Raw genomic sequence first — 14,853 nt, 5'->3', positions numbered from 1 at the left:
CGGAGCACCTCCTCCGTGTCACCCGCTACGTCGGAGTCAGCCGCCGGATCTCGACATCCCGCCTGGATCCCCGGCGCTGTATCGTCCGGTGCCGTGACGGAACCCCAGCAGCCGGGCACCGAGGACACTCCGGGTACCTCCGGAGCCGGTGCCAGTGACCCCGACGTCGGGGCCGGTACCGCCCACCCGAGTCCGAACCTGCACGACACGGTCAAGCTCGCGGTGGTGGTCGGCGCGCTCGGCGTGGTGTTCGGCGACATCGGGACCAGCCCGATCTACACCCTGCAGACGGTCTTCAATCCCGAGGACCCGCACCCGGTGCCGGTGAGCAACGACAACGTGTTCGGGGTGGTGTCACTGATCTTCTGGTCGGTGATGATCATCGTCACCGTCACCTACGTGCTGCTGGCGATGCGCGCCGACAACGACGGCGAGGGCGGCATCATGGCTCTCATCACGCAGTTGCGCCGCTGGGGCTCGCAGACCGGCGCCCGGGCCGCGGTCGTGCTGGCCGCGGTCGGCATCTTCGGTGCGTCCCTGTTCTTCGGCGACAGCATGATCACGCCCGCCATCTCGGTGCTGTCCGCGGTCGAGGGGCTCAAGGTGGTCGAGCCGTCACTGGGCCAGTACGTCGTACCGATCACCGCGGTGATCATCATCGTCTTATTCCTGGTCCAGCGCCGCGGCACCGAGGCGGTCGGCCGGGTCTTCGGGCCGGTCATGATCGCCTGGTTCACCGTCATCGGCGTGTGCGGAGTCACCGGCATCGTCGAGCACCCCGGGATCCTCAAGGCGCTGTCGCCGACGTACGCGCTCGGCTTCCTGGCTGGGCATTTCCACATCGCGTTCTTCGCCCTCGCGGCGATCGTGCTGTCGGTCACCGGCGCCGAGGCCTTGTACGCCGACATGGGCCACTTCGGCCGCCGCGCGATCACCCGCGGCTGGCTGCTCCTCGTCCTCCCGGCCTGCACCCTCAGCTACTTCGGCCAGGGCGCGCTGATCCTCAAGGACGAGGCGAACATCAGCAGCCCGTTCTTCCTGCTGGTGCCGGACTGGGGCCGGCTGCCGCTCGTGCTGCTCGCGACCGCCGCGACCGTGATCGCCTCCCAGGCGGTGATCACCGGCGCGTACTCGGTCGCCTCGCAGGCCGCGCAGCTCGGCTACCTCCCCCGGCTGCGGGTCCAGCACACGTCGGCGACCACGATCGGCCAGATCTACGTCCCGTGGATCAACTGGCTGCTGCTCGTCTCGGTGCTGACGCTGATCTTCGCGTTCCGCAGCTCGGCCGCCCTCGCCTACGCCTTCGGGATGGCGGTCACCGGCACGATCACGATCATGACGTTGCTGTTCTTCTACGTCGCCCGGCACCGGTGGAACATCCCGAGGTGGCTGATCGGCATCGGCGCGACGCTGCTGCTGTCGGTCGACATGCTCTTCGTCGCGGCCAACCTTACCAAGCTCGTGCACGGCGCGTGGCTGCCGCTGCTGATCGCCGTCACCGCGTTCACGATCATGACCACCTGGCAGCGTGGCCGCGCCGTCGTCACCGCCGAGCGCGAACGGACCGAAGGGCCGCTACAGGAGTTCGTCGATCAGCTGCGCTCCGGCGCGCTGCGTGCCACCACCGTCCCCGGCACGGCGATCTTCCTCAACCGGGGCAACGTCACCGCTCCCCTGGCGTTGCGGGCCAACGTCGAGCACAACCAGGTCCGGCACGAGCACGTCGTGATCGTCTCGATCGAGACCGAGCCCGTCCCCCGGGTCGCGGGCGACCGGCGGGCGGTCGTCGACGACCTCGGGTACGGCGACGACGGGATCACCCACGTCACCGCGAGGTTCGGCTACATGGAGACCCCCGACGTACCGGCCGCCCTGGCCACCCTCGACCCGGCCGACACCGAAGGCCTCCTCGACCTCGAGAACGCCTCCTACTTCCTGTCCAAGATCGAGCTCCGGCGCGGCCCGGAGAACACGATGGCCGGCTGGCGCAAGCACCTGTTCATCGCCACCTCCCACATCACCGCCGACGCGGCCGAGTTCTTCAACCTGCCCCGCGACCGCACCCTCATCATCGGATCCCATATCGAGGTGTAGACGATGGACCAGACGTACGACGAGAGCCCGCCGGTGCCCGAACTGGCCGGCCTCGTCCGGACCGTCTGGATCCAGCACACGGGATCGAGTTGGTCGACCTCACCGTGGGGCTCGACCAGTTCTGGGGACCCAGGGCGCTCGCGCTCGCCGATTCGATCGCCGCGGCGGACAGCCCAGGCGAGGCGCTCATCCGGCTGCAGCTCTTCTTCGCTGCCCGGCACCAGCAGGCGGATCCCTTCGTGGCCGAGATGGTCCGGCGGTTGATGCCGTGGCGTCCGACCGAGATCTCCACACTCGCCGACCACCTGGCGCTTTCAGAGAGCCAGCTGCGGCGTCGCTGCCTGACGGCAGTCGGTGTCGGTCCGAAGGCGCTCCAGCGCACGCTGCGTTCCCAGGGCTACCTCGCGCTCGCCCAGGCCGGCTTCGGCGACGGCCTGGCCGATCTCGCGGCCCAGACCGGGTACGCCGACCACGCGCATCTGAGCCGGGAGTGTCTCCGGCTCACGGGCGTGACACCGCGGGACCTGCTCGGTGACAAGGCCGATCGCCCAACTTCCCCGACCCTGACCTCGACGACTGGGCCGAGGCGTACCACGGTCCCAACCACGCACGTCTGGCCGCCATCAAACATCACTACGACCCCGACCGGATGTTTCACTTCCCGCAGTCTCTCTGACCACAGGAGCTAGCCGATGATCGTGCTCTACATGACCATGTCACTCGACGGATTCGTCGTCGGCCCGGACGACAGTCGCGAAGAACCGATGGGACGCGGCGGCTTCCGGCTGTTCAACTGGCTCGACGACCGCGCGTCGGACGGTCCGAGCGGACAGGTGTACCGCGAGGCCATGTCCACCGGTGCTCTCATCGCGGGCCGGCGTACGTTCGAGCACGCGGGCCGGTGGCAGGGTGACCACCACGACGGCGTACCGATGTTCATCCTGACCCACAAGGTGGACGAGGACGACGTACCGCCGGGGAGCGCTCACTTCGTCACCGATGTCGCCGAGGCAGCGGCCCGCGCCAAGGCAGCCGCGGGCGACCGCAACGTCATGGTCCACGGCGCCGGCGCCGCCCAGGCTCTCTTGCGCGCCGGCCTACTCGACGAGCTGGAACTCCACGTCGTCAACGTGCTGTTGGGCCAGGGCCGCCGGCTCTTCGACAACCTGCCGGCGGAGTACATCGAACTGGAGCAGGTCCGCCAACTCGTCGACCGCGACGTCACCCACCTGCACTACCGGGTCGTGCGTTAGAGCCAGGGCGGCAGTGGCTCGGCCGGAGTCCCGTCGGCGCTGAGCACACCGTCGTACGAACGCCCGGCGAGGTACGCCGCGACCTCCGCCGGCGGACCCGTCACCTCGGGTACGTCGCCCCGCTTGGTCCGGATGTCCGCAGCCAGAGCCTCGAGGAAGTCCGGCGGGAGATCCGCGAAGGTCACGCCCGTGCCGAGATCGACGGCGTGGATCATTACCTCCCGGCTTCGCATCCACGGCGTCACGGTCGCGGGGATCTCCACCCCCTGGGCCGAGCGCACCGTCACCTGCCACTGCTCGTCGGACGGCTCAGCCATCGCGTCCGCGAGGACCTGCGCCGACTCCTGGAACCACGCGAGCAGCTCATCGACCGGCCGCAGCGCGCCCGCCTCGATGTCCGCGCTCCGCTGCTCGGGCGAGGCGTACATCGGCCGCTCGTCGCCGGTCTTGGCCCAGTAGACGAGGTTGCCGATCGCCTCCGCGTTCAGCGAGAGGTGAGCGGCGACATGCTTCCGGCTCCACCCGGGCAGCAGCGACGGCCCGTCCAGGTCCACCAGCGCCGTCCGGCACAGCGCCGTACCCTCGGCAATCCACTCGTGCGTCCGCATCAGCCGACTCATGACCGAAACCTAGCCGACCGGGCCGATGGGGTCGAAGAGCACCGCTTCCGCCACGCTCCGTCAGCCGAAGCGCACTGATCGACTGATCACCCGCGCCGTACGGCGCGGGTTCTTGCAGCGATGTGGTGATCTGGTGAAACTGAGCCGATGAAGGAGGGGACCCCAACATGGTGACGACGATCGGTGTTGTCGGACCATCGGATCTGGTCAACTCCAGCAGCCGGATCATCGGGGCGCTGCGCGGAGTCGAGGTCGTCCCACTGCGGTACCGGCGCGAGACGGACACGCCGAAGGTGATGGCCGAGGCACCGCCGAGCGTCGACGCCTGGCTGTTCACCGGTGTGGTCCCCTACCAGCTGGCTGCCGCGAACGACCTGCTCGACCGCCCGGCGGCTCACGTCGAGTACACCGGCGCCACGTTGATGCGGGCGCTGGTCCAGTTGCTCCGCGAAGGTCGCGACGTCACGTCCATGAGCATCGACGTACTGGACGAGGCTCAGGTCCGCGAGACCTTCGACGAGGTCGGCCTGCCGACCCGCAGGATCCGGGTGCTGCCTTATCGCCCCGGGCTCAGCTCGGACGACGTGATCGACTTCCACCACAAGGTCGGCGCCGATGTGGCGATCACCTGCCTCCGGTCGGCGTACGAGAAGCTCCGGACCGAGCAGACCACGCTGCGGCTGGCACCGTCGGTGCATTCGGTGCGGGCCGCCGTGAACAGTCTGCTGCTCGTTCACAACGCTTTGCGCAGTGACGATGCGCAGATCGCGCTCGGCCTGGTCGAGATCGCCGAGGCCGGAGAGAGCGCGCTCCGGCGGGAGGCCGGCTCGCTCGGCGGCAGCGTCATCCGGTACGACGACAAGCGGTATCTGCTCGTCACCACGCGCGGACCGCTCGAGCAGGCGACCGCCGCGTTCACCGAGCTGGCCATGCTGAACCGCCTCAAGGAGCAGTTCGGACCGGTCCGGATCGGTTTCGGCATCGGCGGCTCCGGGACCGAGACGGAGGCCTTGGCCCGGCGGGCGCTCGGCCGCGCGAAGTCGTCCGGCCGGACCGCGGCCGTGGTCTCGCTGCGCAACGACATCGACCTCGTCCTGGTCGGCGGTGCGGCACCCCGGGCGCAACAGCGGTCGAAGCTCCAGCTGCTCGCCCAGCGCGCCGGGCTGTCCAAGGCCACCCTGGAGCGACTGCAGGAGCTCGTGCACGCCACACCTGAGGACGGGTTGACAACCCGGTCCGTCGCCGATCATCTCGGCATCCAGCCTCGCACCGCCCGCCGGGTCCTGAACCGGCTGGAGCGCGCCGGTCTCGCTGACGCCACCGGCACCCAGCTCGGCAACGGCAGCGGCCGGCCGCTGGTCGTCTACCGCGTTCATCTCTGATCCCATCCCTCATGACACCGCCTCATGTGTTGACGCACCAACCCACGTCCGGCTAATTTCAGCCATGACCGTAATTCGGTGCGTTCTGTCCCGGGAGGCCTTGTGGACAAGCGATTCGCACGGGGAGTGATCACTACTCTTGTCTAGCTTCGGGCCTGCCTGCCTGACCGCGGCCGTGGTCGCGATGGCCGTGCACGACGGGCGGGCGTACCTCATCAGCCGGGGCATCGTGCCGCCGCGACTGACCGAGCTCGACCTCGCCACCCGGCGCGTGACCCGGACGGTCGAGCTTCCGGCCGGTGAGGGCGGCTGGGGCATCACCGTTGCCGCCGGCAAGATCTACGTCGGGCTCTACCCGGTCGCCGACGTCTACTGCTTCGACCCCGCCGACGGTTCGCTGACCCGACTAGGCAGCCTCGCCGGAGCGGGGGGCTTCGTCTGGGACCTGGCCACGGCACCGGACGGCCAGGTCTTCGCGGTCAGCTACCCGAACGGCACGGTCTGGCAGATCGACCCGAGCACCAACGCCGTCACGCGGCTCGGCACGCCGGTCACCGGAGCCCAGTACGGCCGGTACGTCGGTGCCGCAGGCAATTTCGTCTACGCCGGGATCTACACACCGTCCCAACTGGTCGGCTACGACCGAACCACCCAGATCTTCCGCGACCTGACGCCCGAAGCCTCCCGCGGCCAGAACTTCGGGCCTTTCGCCGCTGCCACCGACCGGATCTACGCGGGCAGCAGCGGATCGCTGCTCAGCATGGCCCTCGACGGCACCGACGTCCGCAGCGTTCCGCTGCCCGCCGGCGAGACCAGCATCGACGCGATCGTGGTCACCCCGGACGGCACGGCATACGTCACGACCAGGACGTCCGGCACGGTCTGGTCCTGCGGCCCGAACGACACGACCCTCACCGCGGTGGCGAAGCCGGCGCCCGCGGACGAGCACCGGCGCCTGCTGCTGCTCGACGCGAACACGCTGCTCGGCTCGACCGGCTCCGGCGTGCTGTGGTGGCTCGACCTGACGACCGGCTCCGTCGAACTGCTCGATCTCGCGGACGCGGGCTTCGTTCCCGAGCCCGACCAACCACAGTCGATCGTCCTCGGCGACCCCAATCTGTACGTCGGTGGCCATTGGGTCATCACCGAGCACCGGCTCAGCGAAGGCACCACCAGCCGGATCCGGGTCGCGGGAGAGGCGAAAACGCTCACTTGGCTGCGCGGGGAGCTGTACTCCGCGCTCTATCCGAGCACCGAGGTGGTCCGAGTGGACCCACGCACCAAGGAGGTCCACAGTTTCGGCACGATCGGCCATGACCAGCTCCGGCCGTGGCAGGCGGCGTACGACGCGAAGTCGAAGCTGCTCGCGATCGCCTCAGCACCCGGCACTGGCAAGCTCACCGGTGCACTGACGCTGCTCGACATCGAGACCGGCAAGCTCGACGTGCACTACGGCATCCTGCCCGATCAGAGCGTGCTGACGGTCTCGATCGTGGACGGTATCGCGTACCTCGGCGGCGACGTCGTCGGCGGTGGCGGCATCACGCCGACCCGGACCGCGGCCTCGATCGCCGCCTTCGATCTGTGCGAGCGGAAGCTGTTGTGGACGGTCGAGCCGCTCGCCGCAGAGCGCTCTATCCAGAGTGTCGCGGTGCACGACGGCGTCCTGTACGGCGTACTCAAGCGGACCAGCGGCGGCTGGTTCACGTACGACCTCAGGACGAAGGCCGTGGTCCGCGGCACGAACAAGCTCTCCGGTTACGGCCAGCTCCACACCGACCGGAGCGGGGTCTACTGTGAGACGAACTTCGGCGGGAACCTGTACCAGCTCGGGCCCGGGCTCACCGAGGCGAAGCTGCTGGTGAACAAGCTCGGCGACGGGTGGTTCACGGTTCCCCAGCTGACGCCGGTCCGTGGGGCGCGGCACAGCGTGTGGGGCCTGGCCGACCGCGACCTCGTCCAACTACCGTTGCCGTAAGCAACATCAGACGATGTGAGGATTGTTGCGATGGACAAGAGTCTGCTCGCCCGCGACGGCGGGACCCCGGTGCGCTCGGCCCCACTGCCGTCGGTGATGAACGCCAGCGGCCGGCGGTTCGGCGACGACGAGGTCAAGGCCGTGGAGCGGGTGCTCCGCAGCGGCATGCTGTCCGCGACCTGGGGTACCGAGGTGCCGGCGCTCGAGCTGGAGTTCGCCGACCTGCTCGGCGGTGGGTACGCGGTCGCGTGCAGCTCGGGTACGGCGGCTCTGCACCTGGCCGTCGCCGCGGTCGACCCCGAGCCGGGTGACGAGATCATCACCACGCCGATCAGCGACATGGGCACGGTGTTCCCGATCATGATGCAGAACGCCGTACCCGTGTTCGCCGACGTCGACCCGATCACCGGGAACCTCGACCCCGCCTCGGTGGCCGCGGCCATCACGCCGCGCACCAAGGCCGTGATCGTGGTGCATCTGTTCGGCAAACCCGCGCCCGTGCGAGAACTTCGGGAGCTCTGCGATCAGCACGGGATCCTGCTGATCGAGGACTGCGCCCAGGCGTATCTCGCGCCGGTCGGAGACACGTTCGTCGGGCGGATCGGGCACATCGGCTGCTTCAGCCTGCAGCAGACCAAGCACATCAGCGCCGGTGATGGCGGCCTGACCGTCACCGACGACGCCGCGCGAGCCCGGCGGATGCGGCTCTTCGCCGACAAGGGCTGGCCGCGCGACACCGACGAGCGGACGTACCTGTTCCTGTCGCTGAACTACCGGATGACCGAACTGGTCGCGTCAGTGACCCGGGCGCAGCTGACCAGACTGCGCGGCGTCGTGGCAGATCGTCGTACGTCGGCTGCCCGAGCGTCGGCCGGGATCGCTGACCTGGCGGGGATCACCGCTCCACCGGACGGCGGCGACCACGTCTACTGGCAGTACCCGTTGATCCTGTCGCCTTCGGCGGGCGACCTGCACGAGTGGGCGGGAGCGCTCTCCGCTGAGGGCGTTCCGGCGAACGGTGGGTATCTGACCGGCCCGCTGTACGCCGCACCCGCCGTACGGGAGCGTCGTACGTACGGGGAGTCCGGGTTCCCGCTGCAGGACGTGTCGTATCCGGTCGGTCTGTGCCCGAACGCTGAGGCGCTGATTGACCGGCGGCTGCTGGTTCTTCCGTGGAACGAGAACTACACCGAGGCAGATGTCGACGACATCGTCGCGGCGATCCGCAAGGTCCACAGCGCACTGGCCCGGGAGGCCTGATGACCGTGTTGAATGCCGCGCCTCCGGCGCGGGGGTCATGGGGCTCTAGCTCCCGGCCTTCCCTCGTCGCTCCAGTCGCTACGCTCCCTCCGCTCCTCAGTCCAGGCCGGGAGGCCCCATGACCGACGCGCCTCTGCTGGTCGACTGCGACGTACTGGTTGGGCATGACGTGACGACCGGGCGATGGGGCCGGGCCGAGCGGGTGCGGGAGGTGTTCAAGGCCACGGGCATCTCGGGTGGGGTCGTGTCCGCGTTGCGTGCGGTGCACTTCGACGTACCGTCCGGGAACGTCGAAGCGCAGCAGGTTGCCGAGAGCAACGGTTGGTCGTGGTGCCCGGTGCTGGACCTGCGCGATCCGCTGGGCGCGGAGCGCGAGCTGGAGCGGGTGCTGTCGCTGAGTGAGCCGCCGCGGGCGATCCGGCTGGCGCCGACCGTGCAGAGCGTGGAGCCGGGGTATCCGTCGTTCGAGCATGTGGTGCGGCTGTTGGTCGAGGCTGGGTTGACGATCTTCGTGGAGGGCGACGTACGGAAGGTGGGTCCGGCGCTGCGCGGTCTCGGTGCGCGGGTCGTCTTCCTCGACACGCACTTCTACTACCTCGGCGATTTCGTCGTCATGGCACGCAGGGAGCCCGGCTTCCACACCTCGACCCGGATGCTCACCGGCCCCGACTCCCTGGAGATCGTCGCCGCAGAGGTCGGCGCAAGCCGCTTGGTCCTGGGTTGCCGGACCCCGTTCCACGAAACGTATTCCGTCGTACGCCGACTGCTCACCTCCAAGCTCACGCCCGCCGAGATCGCCCAAACCGGCAGCCAGAACCTGACCACCCTCCTGGAGGCGCCATGCTGATCGACGTGCACGCCCACTGGGGACCGTGGTTCTTCTCCATGGACACGGCGAGCATCGACGTCAACATCGACCTGATGGACCGCTTCGGCATCGACATCCAACTGGTCTCGGCCATCGAAGCCATCGTGTACGACGCTCCCGGCGGCAACCGCTCGCTCGCCGCACAACTCCCCGCCGACCCCCGCCTCCGCGGCATGCTCGTCGTCGACCCCCGCCGCCTCGACGAGGCCCGAACCGACCTGGACGAACTCCTCGCCGGCGACGGCCGGGATCACTGGGTCGGCGCGAAGATCCACACCGAGTACAGCCGCACGCCGATCGACTCCCCCGCCATGCAGGCGGCCATCGAACTCACCACCGAATACGGCCTCCCCACCCTCGTACACACCTGGGCCGGCAACGTCGTAGACCTCGCCGACGTAGCCGCCCGAGTCCCCGGCGCCCGGGTCATCGCCGGCCACATGGGCGCCCCAGGCTGGCCTCTCGTCCCCGAAGCCGCCTCCCGCTCCGACCGCATCTGGTTCGAACCCTGCTGGTCAGCCCCCGAAGCCCACCGAATCCGCTGGATCCTCGACCAGATCGGCCCCACCCGCCTGATGTTCGGCACCGACGCCACCCTGATCGACCCGTCCGTAGCCATCGGCGCCTTCGAAGCCGCCAACCTGACCCCCACCGAAGAAGCCGCCATCATGCACCACAACGCCACAGCCCTCTTCGCCCTCTGACCCCACCCCCACGCACGCCCCCACCTGCGTCCCCATGTGAGGGGGTTAACCCCTCGGATGGGTGGGGGCCAGGAAGACGACGATGTCGTGTTCGGGGCCGCGGGGCTCTGGTTCGGTCCAGCCGGCGTGGCGGTAGAAGGCCAGGGTGGCGTGGTTCTGGTTCCAGGCGAGGAGCCAGGCGCGTGGCTCCTGTTCCGTCGCCAGGTCTAGCAAGCGGCGGCCGAGTCCGGCCCCCCGGGCACTGCGGAGTACCCCGAGTTCATCGATCTCGAAGGCGTCGATCAGCAGCGCCTCGACCTGCTCCCGGCCCAGGCGGTCGAGGACACTCCCGTACGAGCGGTCCGTCCGGAACGGCGCCTGGGTCCGCCAGCCGGTCAGGAAACCGGCGATCCCTCCGTCCTCCGACCGCTCGATCCAGGCGCGGAACCCGTCCCGGAGCGCATCGCTGTCCAACCGCTTCCGGAACGCGATCCGGGTCTCCCCGGGATCGCGGTGCGCGAACGGTGGCGCCGTGAACACCTCGACGTACGCCTCCGTCAGTTCATCCGCGATCCCGAGCACGTCCGCCCCATAGGTCTGCACCGCCTCAACGTATCCGCAGCCAGGGCGCAGCAACCGGACCGGCCGCGGCACCCGGTCAGCTCCTCGGTGGTCCGCTCGTGGCCGGAGTCGGTGTGGGCTCCGCGGGTGCAGAGGACGCGGCGAGTGGGGCCGGCGCGGTGGCGATCGCCTCCAGTTCGGTGCGGAATTGGGGAAGCATCCAGCGGAAGGGCTGGTCGAGGACGCGGGCGATGGTGGGTTCGTCGACGCGGAGGAGGGCGCCGATTCGGGCAAGTGCGTCTGGTTCGTCGGTTGCGGCGTACAGGAGGTGGACGACCTCGTGCCGGTGGGCGAACACGGCGAGCGCCGCGGCCGCCAGTCCTGCGTCGATTTCAGGCGGACCAGTGATTTCCCCGTTGACTGTCACGTCACCATCAACCCGTCAGCGGGCCGATCGGTTACGTGTCAGTCGTTCCACTGACCTCGAAAACGCCTCAGCTCGGCAGCCACGAGACCTTGCCGAGCAGGTACGTCGCCCCGATCAGCGCGGTCGTGTCGATCAGGGTGTGCGCCACGACCAGCGGCATGATCCGGCCCCAGCGGCGGTACAGGTAGGTGAAGATCACGCCCATGATCACGTTCCCCGCGAACCCGCCGAGGCCCTGGTAGAGGTGGTACGAGCCACGAACCAGCGCGCTGGTGGCGGTCGCGCGGCGAACGGACCAGCCGAGTTGGTCCAGGCGGTGGTTCAGATAGCCGAGGACGATGACTTCTTCGAGTACGGCGTTCTGCGCGGAAACGGCGATCAGGATCGGGATGCGCCACCAGTAATCGGGCAGCTGGGACGGGTCGACGGTCAGGTTCACGCCCGTGGCGTGTGCACCGATGTAGAAGACCAGTCCCGCTCCCCCGATACAGGCGGCGACCGCCGTACCGCGGCCGAGGTCCCGCATCCGATCACGCAGGTCGAAGCCGATCGCCCGGAAGGATTCACCACCCCGCGCCAGGAAGTGACCGACCAGGGCGACCGGTACGAGCGCGTTCACCACCGCGAACAGCTGCCAGGTCAGATCGAGCCACGGCCGCCCCGGCGCCCGCGACCCCACGATCACCGCCGTCTGCCCGCTGATCGGCTTGGCCGAGGTCAACACCCCCGCGAACGAAATGATCGCCGCCACCCCAGAGGCCCCCAAGGACAGCGCCAAAACCAACCAAATCTCCCGCGAAACTACCCGCCGCCCAACCCCCGAAGGAAGAATGCCCTCTGGCTCGGACCCAGCAGGTGAGAGCTCGCCGGGGTGCGAGGCGGACGGTGATTGGTCGGTGGGGTGGGGGGTGGGTGGGGACTGGACGGTGGGTGGGTCGAGTTCGGCCGGGTTGGGGGGATCGGCGGGACTCGTCACGGGACCAGTATTGCCTGGGGGTCCAGGAAGGAAAGGAGAATGGCCGGGTGAGTGGGGCTTGGTGGTCGGTGGTGGCGGCGGTGTGCGGCGGCATTGTGCTGTTGTGGGTCGCGCTGATCGTGGCGCTGTGGTTCGCGCGGCCCGACGAACTGCGGATCCGTGACGCGTTGCGGCTCCTGCCGGATCTGGTGCGGCTTCTGCGACGCCTGGCCGCTGATCCGTCTCTGCCTCGCGGGGTGCGGGTCCGGTTGTGGATCCTGCTCGTCTACCTGGCCGTGCCGTTCGACCTGGTGCCCGACTTCATCCCAGTGATCGGGTACGCCGATGACGCGGTGATCGTCGCGTTCGCGCTCCGGTCAGTGACCCGCCGCGCCGGGCCTGCTGCCTTGGATCGCCACTGGCCCGGCACACCCGACGGTCTGGCCGCCGTACGTCGCCTCGCCGGTCTCCCCGCACCCACCTGAAACCCGCCCGCGGCGCCGGCTCAGGTCTTGAGGAGGTGGATCAGGTGGTCCAGGAGCTCGGCGGGTTCGGCGGCCAGGTTGAACTGGGACTGGATTTGGAGGCCGTCGGAGAGCGCGATCAGCAGGGCCGCGATGGTCGCGGGGTCGGCCGACGGGGTGAGAGTGCCGGCGGACTGGCGGGCGCGGACGGATTCGGCGAGAGCCTCGCGGAGACCGGTGTAGCGGTCGACGAAGTACTCGTGGGCGGTGTGCTGCGGGTCGCCGGCCTCGGCGGAGAAGGTGGAGTAGAGCTGGACCAGCCCTGGTACGTCGCCGTTGTGCCGGATGATCGCGATCAGCTTGTCGATCAGATCCGACTGGTCGAAGCGCTCCAGATCCGCCTCGTCCCGCGCCCGCAGCACCGCCTCGAACAGCTTCTCCTTCGACCCGAAGTAGTGCAGCAGCCCGGCCTCGCTCAGCCCGACCGCGGCCGCGAGCTCACGGGTCGAGGTGTTGCGGTAGCCGTGCCGAGCGATCACCTCGAGCGCGGCTTTGAGGATCTCCTCGCGCTTGGCGACACCCTTCGCATACGGACCTCGGGACGGCATGACGAGGATGCTACCGACCATCCACCCGAAAACCTAGCGCTCTTCGGTTTTCGCGCGTACAGTCGTCGCATGAATCCCAGCCCTGCCGACTTCGGCGACCTGCTCGGGCAGCTCACGCTCGAGGAGAAGGTCCGGATCCTGACCGGACAGGACTTCTGGTCCACTCATCCGCTGCCCGCGATCGGCCTGCGCTCGATGGTGCTGTCCGACGGTCCGAGCGGCGTCCGCGGCGCGGTCTGGGACGAGCGCGACCCGTCGCTCAATCTCCCGTCCGCGACCGCTCTCTCGTCGTCCTGGGACCTCGACATCGCCCATCGGTACGGCGTCGTCTCCGGCCTCGAGGCCCGTCGCAAGAACGTGGACGTCGTCCTCGGCCCGACGATCAACCTGCATCGCTCGCCGCTCGGCGGCCGGCACTTCGAGGCGTTCAGCGAGGATCCCGTCCTGACCGCCGAGCTCGCCGCCGCGTACGTCGCCGGCGTGCAGGAGCTCGGTGTCGGGGCGACCCCGAAGCACTACGTCGCCAACGACTTCGAGACCGAGCGCTTCACCGCGGATGTGATCGTCGGTGAGCGCGCTCTCCGCGAGCTGTACCTGCTCGCGTTCGAGAAGGCGGTCACCGAGTCCAAGGCGTGGCTCGTGATGAGCGCGTACAACTCGATCAACGGCGCCACCGCCTCGGAGAACGAGTTGCTCGAGACACCGCTCAACACCGACTGGGGTTTCGACGGTGTCGTGGTGAGTGACTGGACCGCCGTGCGCAGTGTGGAGAGCGCCAAGCACTCCCAGGACCTGGCGATGCCGGGCCCGGTCGGCGCGTGGGGTGACGCGCTCGTCGAGGCCGTTCGGTCCGGCGAGGTCAAGGAGGACGCGCTCGACCGGAAGGTGACGCGCCTGCTCGCGCTGGCCGCCCGCGTCGGTGCGCTCGAAGGGTTCGAGAAGCCTGCCGACGTGCCGCGGGTCGACGGCATCGCCTTCAGCCGTACGGCGTCCGCCGAAGGCTCGGTGTTGTTGAGCAACAGGAACGAGCTGCCGTGGAGCGCTCCCCAACGAGTCGCGGTGATCGGCCACAACGCCCGCGACGCCCGTACGCAGGGCGGCGGCAGCGCGACCGTCATCCCGTCGTCCGTGGTGTCCCCGCTCGACGGACTCCGCAGAGCGCTCCCGGACGCCGAGGTCACGTACTCCATCGGCGCGGTCGTCCAGGAGGGCGTAGCGGAGCTGCCACTCGCCACGATGACGAACCCGGAGAGCGGCGAGCCCGGTGCCCGGGTACGGTTCCTGGCCGCGGACGGCACCGAGTTGTTCGCCGAGGACCGGTTCTCCAGCGCGCTCGTCTATCTGGGCGGGAACGCGCCGATCGACGAGATCGCGGTCCTCGAGTTCCGCACCACCTACACCCCGGCCGAGACCGGCGACGTCCTGCTCGGCTTCGCCTCGGTCGGCCGGGGCCGGATCTTTGCCGACGGCAACCTGCTGCACGAGGACACCGCCGTACCGGTCGGCACAGATCTCGGTGCTGCGCTGCTGTCGCCGCCATCCATCTCGACCCCGCTCGCCGTGACCGCCGGCCGGCCGATCGACGTCCGCATCGAGCTCGAGGTCCCCGAACGCGAGGGCGGCCTCAGCAACGCGCTGAGCATCACGGTCGGCGTCGAGCCGGACCGGTCCGACCCGCAGGCCCTGATCGACGAGGCCGT

General features: G+C 69.2%; 14 protein-coding genes and 2 pseudogenes. 11 read left to right on the top strand and 5 right to left on the bottom strand.

Annotation, left to right across the window (positions count from 1 at the left end; translation table 11 throughout):
- Positions 1-93 precede the first annotated feature (93 nt).
- From AB0E63_RS27445 to AB0E63_RS27430, 4 genes and pseudogenes are all read left to right on the top strand, one after another.
- Positions 94-2,094 (top strand): potassium transporter Kup, encoded by a 2,001-nt coding sequence (locus AB0E63_RS27445; RefSeq protein WP_360372187.1) that lies wholly within the window; start codon positions 94-96, stop codon positions 2,092-2,094.
- A 248-nt stretch (positions 2,095-2,342) separates the two neighbouring features.
- Positions 2,343-2,561 (top strand): annotated as a pseudogene (locus AB0E63_RS27440) (AraC family transcriptional regulator); the annotation flags it as partial.
- A gap of 140 nt (positions 2,562-2,701) precedes the next feature.
- A pseudogene (locus AB0E63_RS27435) lies at positions 2,702-2,770 on the top strand (BBE domain-containing protein); the annotation flags it as partial.
- Between the two features lie 16 nt (positions 2,771-2,786).
- Complete coding sequence (locus AB0E63_RS27430; RefSeq protein ID WP_360372184.1) at positions 2,787-3,347, top strand: dihydrofolate reductase family protein; 561 nt, start codon at positions 2,787-2,789, stop codon at positions 3,345-3,347.
- Here AB0E63_RS27430 and AB0E63_RS27425 read toward each other — a convergent pair.
- Positions 3,344-3,967 carry a maleylpyruvate isomerase family mycothiol-dependent enzyme gene (locus tag AB0E63_RS27425; protein ID WP_360372181.1) on the bottom strand — a complete coding sequence of 208 codons (624 nt, stop codon included), beginning with the start codon at positions 3,965-3,967 and terminating at the stop codon, positions 3,344-3,346. The two genes, AB0E63_RS27430 and AB0E63_RS27425, sit on opposite strands and share 4 nt — an antisense overlap.
- A 167-nt stretch (positions 3,968-4,134) precedes the next feature.
- On the opposite strand from AB0E63_RS27425, the gene AB0E63_RS27420 reads away from it, so the two are divergent.
- The 5 genes from AB0E63_RS27420 (at position 4,135) to AB0E63_RS27400 (ending at position 10,159) form a co-directional block, all read left to right on the top strand.
- Positions 4,135-5,349: a helix-turn-helix domain-containing protein gene (locus tag AB0E63_RS27420; protein WP_360372178.1), complete on the top strand. Its 1,215-nt coding sequence runs from the start codon at positions 4,135-4,137 to the stop codon at positions 5,347-5,349.
- A gap of 139 nt (positions 5,350-5,488) precedes the next feature.
- Positions 5,489-7,327, top strand: a complete 1,839-nt coding sequence (locus AB0E63_RS27415; RefSeq protein ID WP_360372175.1) for a hypothetical protein — start codon at positions 5,489-5,491, stop codon at positions 7,325-7,327.
- 30 nt (positions 7,328-7,357) lie between these two features.
- Entirely contained in the window at positions 7,358-8,587 is a 1,230-nt protein-coding gene (locus AB0E63_RS27410) for a DegT/DnrJ/EryC1/StrS family aminotransferase (RefSeq protein WP_360372172.1), read from the top strand.
- Positions 8,588-8,705: 118 nt separating this feature from the next.
- Positions 8,706-9,434, top strand: coding sequence for a hypothetical protein (locus AB0E63_RS27405; RefSeq protein ID WP_360372169.1), 729 nt, complete (start codon positions 8,706-8,708; stop codon positions 9,432-9,434).
- Positions 9,428-10,159 carry an amidohydrolase family protein gene (locus AB0E63_RS27400; protein ID WP_360372166.1) on the top strand — a complete coding sequence of 244 codons (732 nt, stop codon included), beginning with the start codon at positions 9,428-9,430 and terminating at the stop codon, positions 10,157-10,159. Before AB0E63_RS27405 ends, AB0E63_RS27400 begins: the two co-directional genes overlap by 7 nt.
- 45 nt (positions 10,160-10,204) lie before the next feature.
- Here AB0E63_RS27400 and AB0E63_RS27395 read toward each other — a convergent pair whose 3' ends face one another.
- From AB0E63_RS27395 to AB0E63_RS27385, 3 genes are all read right to left on the bottom strand, one after another.
- A complete protein-coding gene (locus AB0E63_RS27395; RefSeq protein ID WP_360372163.1) occupies positions 10,205-10,741 on the bottom strand; it encodes a GNAT family N-acetyltransferase in 537 nt (178 codons plus the stop codon).
- Between the two features lie 55 nt (positions 10,742-10,796).
- Positions 10,797-11,126, bottom strand: coding sequence for a hypothetical protein (locus AB0E63_RS27390; protein WP_360372160.1), 330 nt, complete (start codon positions 11,124-11,126; stop codon positions 10,797-10,799).
- A gap of 67 nt (positions 11,127-11,193) precedes the next feature.
- Positions 11,194-11,877 (bottom strand): type II CAAX endopeptidase family protein, encoded by a 684-nt coding sequence (locus AB0E63_RS27385; protein ID WP_360372157.1) that lies wholly within the window; start codon positions 11,875-11,877, stop codon positions 11,194-11,196.
- 272 nt (positions 11,878-12,149) lie between these two features.
- Here AB0E63_RS27385 and AB0E63_RS27380 point away from each other — a divergent pair, with 272 nt between their 5' ends.
- A complete protein-coding gene (locus tag AB0E63_RS27380) occupies positions 12,150-12,566 on the top strand; it encodes a DUF1232 domain-containing protein (RefSeq protein ID WP_360372154.1) in 417 nt (138 codons plus the stop codon).
- Between the two features lie 20 nt (positions 12,567-12,586).
- Here the strand turns inward: AB0E63_RS27380 and AB0E63_RS27375 are convergent, their stop codons facing one another.
- The gene (locus AB0E63_RS27375; protein ID WP_360372151.1) at positions 12,587-13,153 is read right to left on the bottom strand and encodes a TetR/AcrR family transcriptional regulator; all 567 of its coding nucleotides are present in this window, start codon (positions 13,151-13,153) and stop codon (positions 12,587-12,589) included.
- 69 nt (positions 13,154-13,222) lie between these two features.
- On the opposite strand from AB0E63_RS27375, the gene AB0E63_RS27370 reads away from it, so the two are divergent.
- Positions 13,223-14,853: glycoside hydrolase family 3 N-terminal domain-containing protein (locus AB0E63_RS27370; RefSeq protein ID WP_360372148.1), on the top strand; the 1,631-nt coding region annotated here is incomplete at its 3' end.

It is taken from the genome of Kribbella sp. NPDC026596, assembly GCF_040638415.1.
In the GTDB taxonomy this organism is placed as follows: Bacteria; Actinomycetota; Actinomycetes; order Propionibacteriales; family Kribbellaceae; genus Kribbella.
Note: the sequence above shows the minus strand (reverse complement) of the source record. Positions and strands in the feature narration are given on the sequence as shown.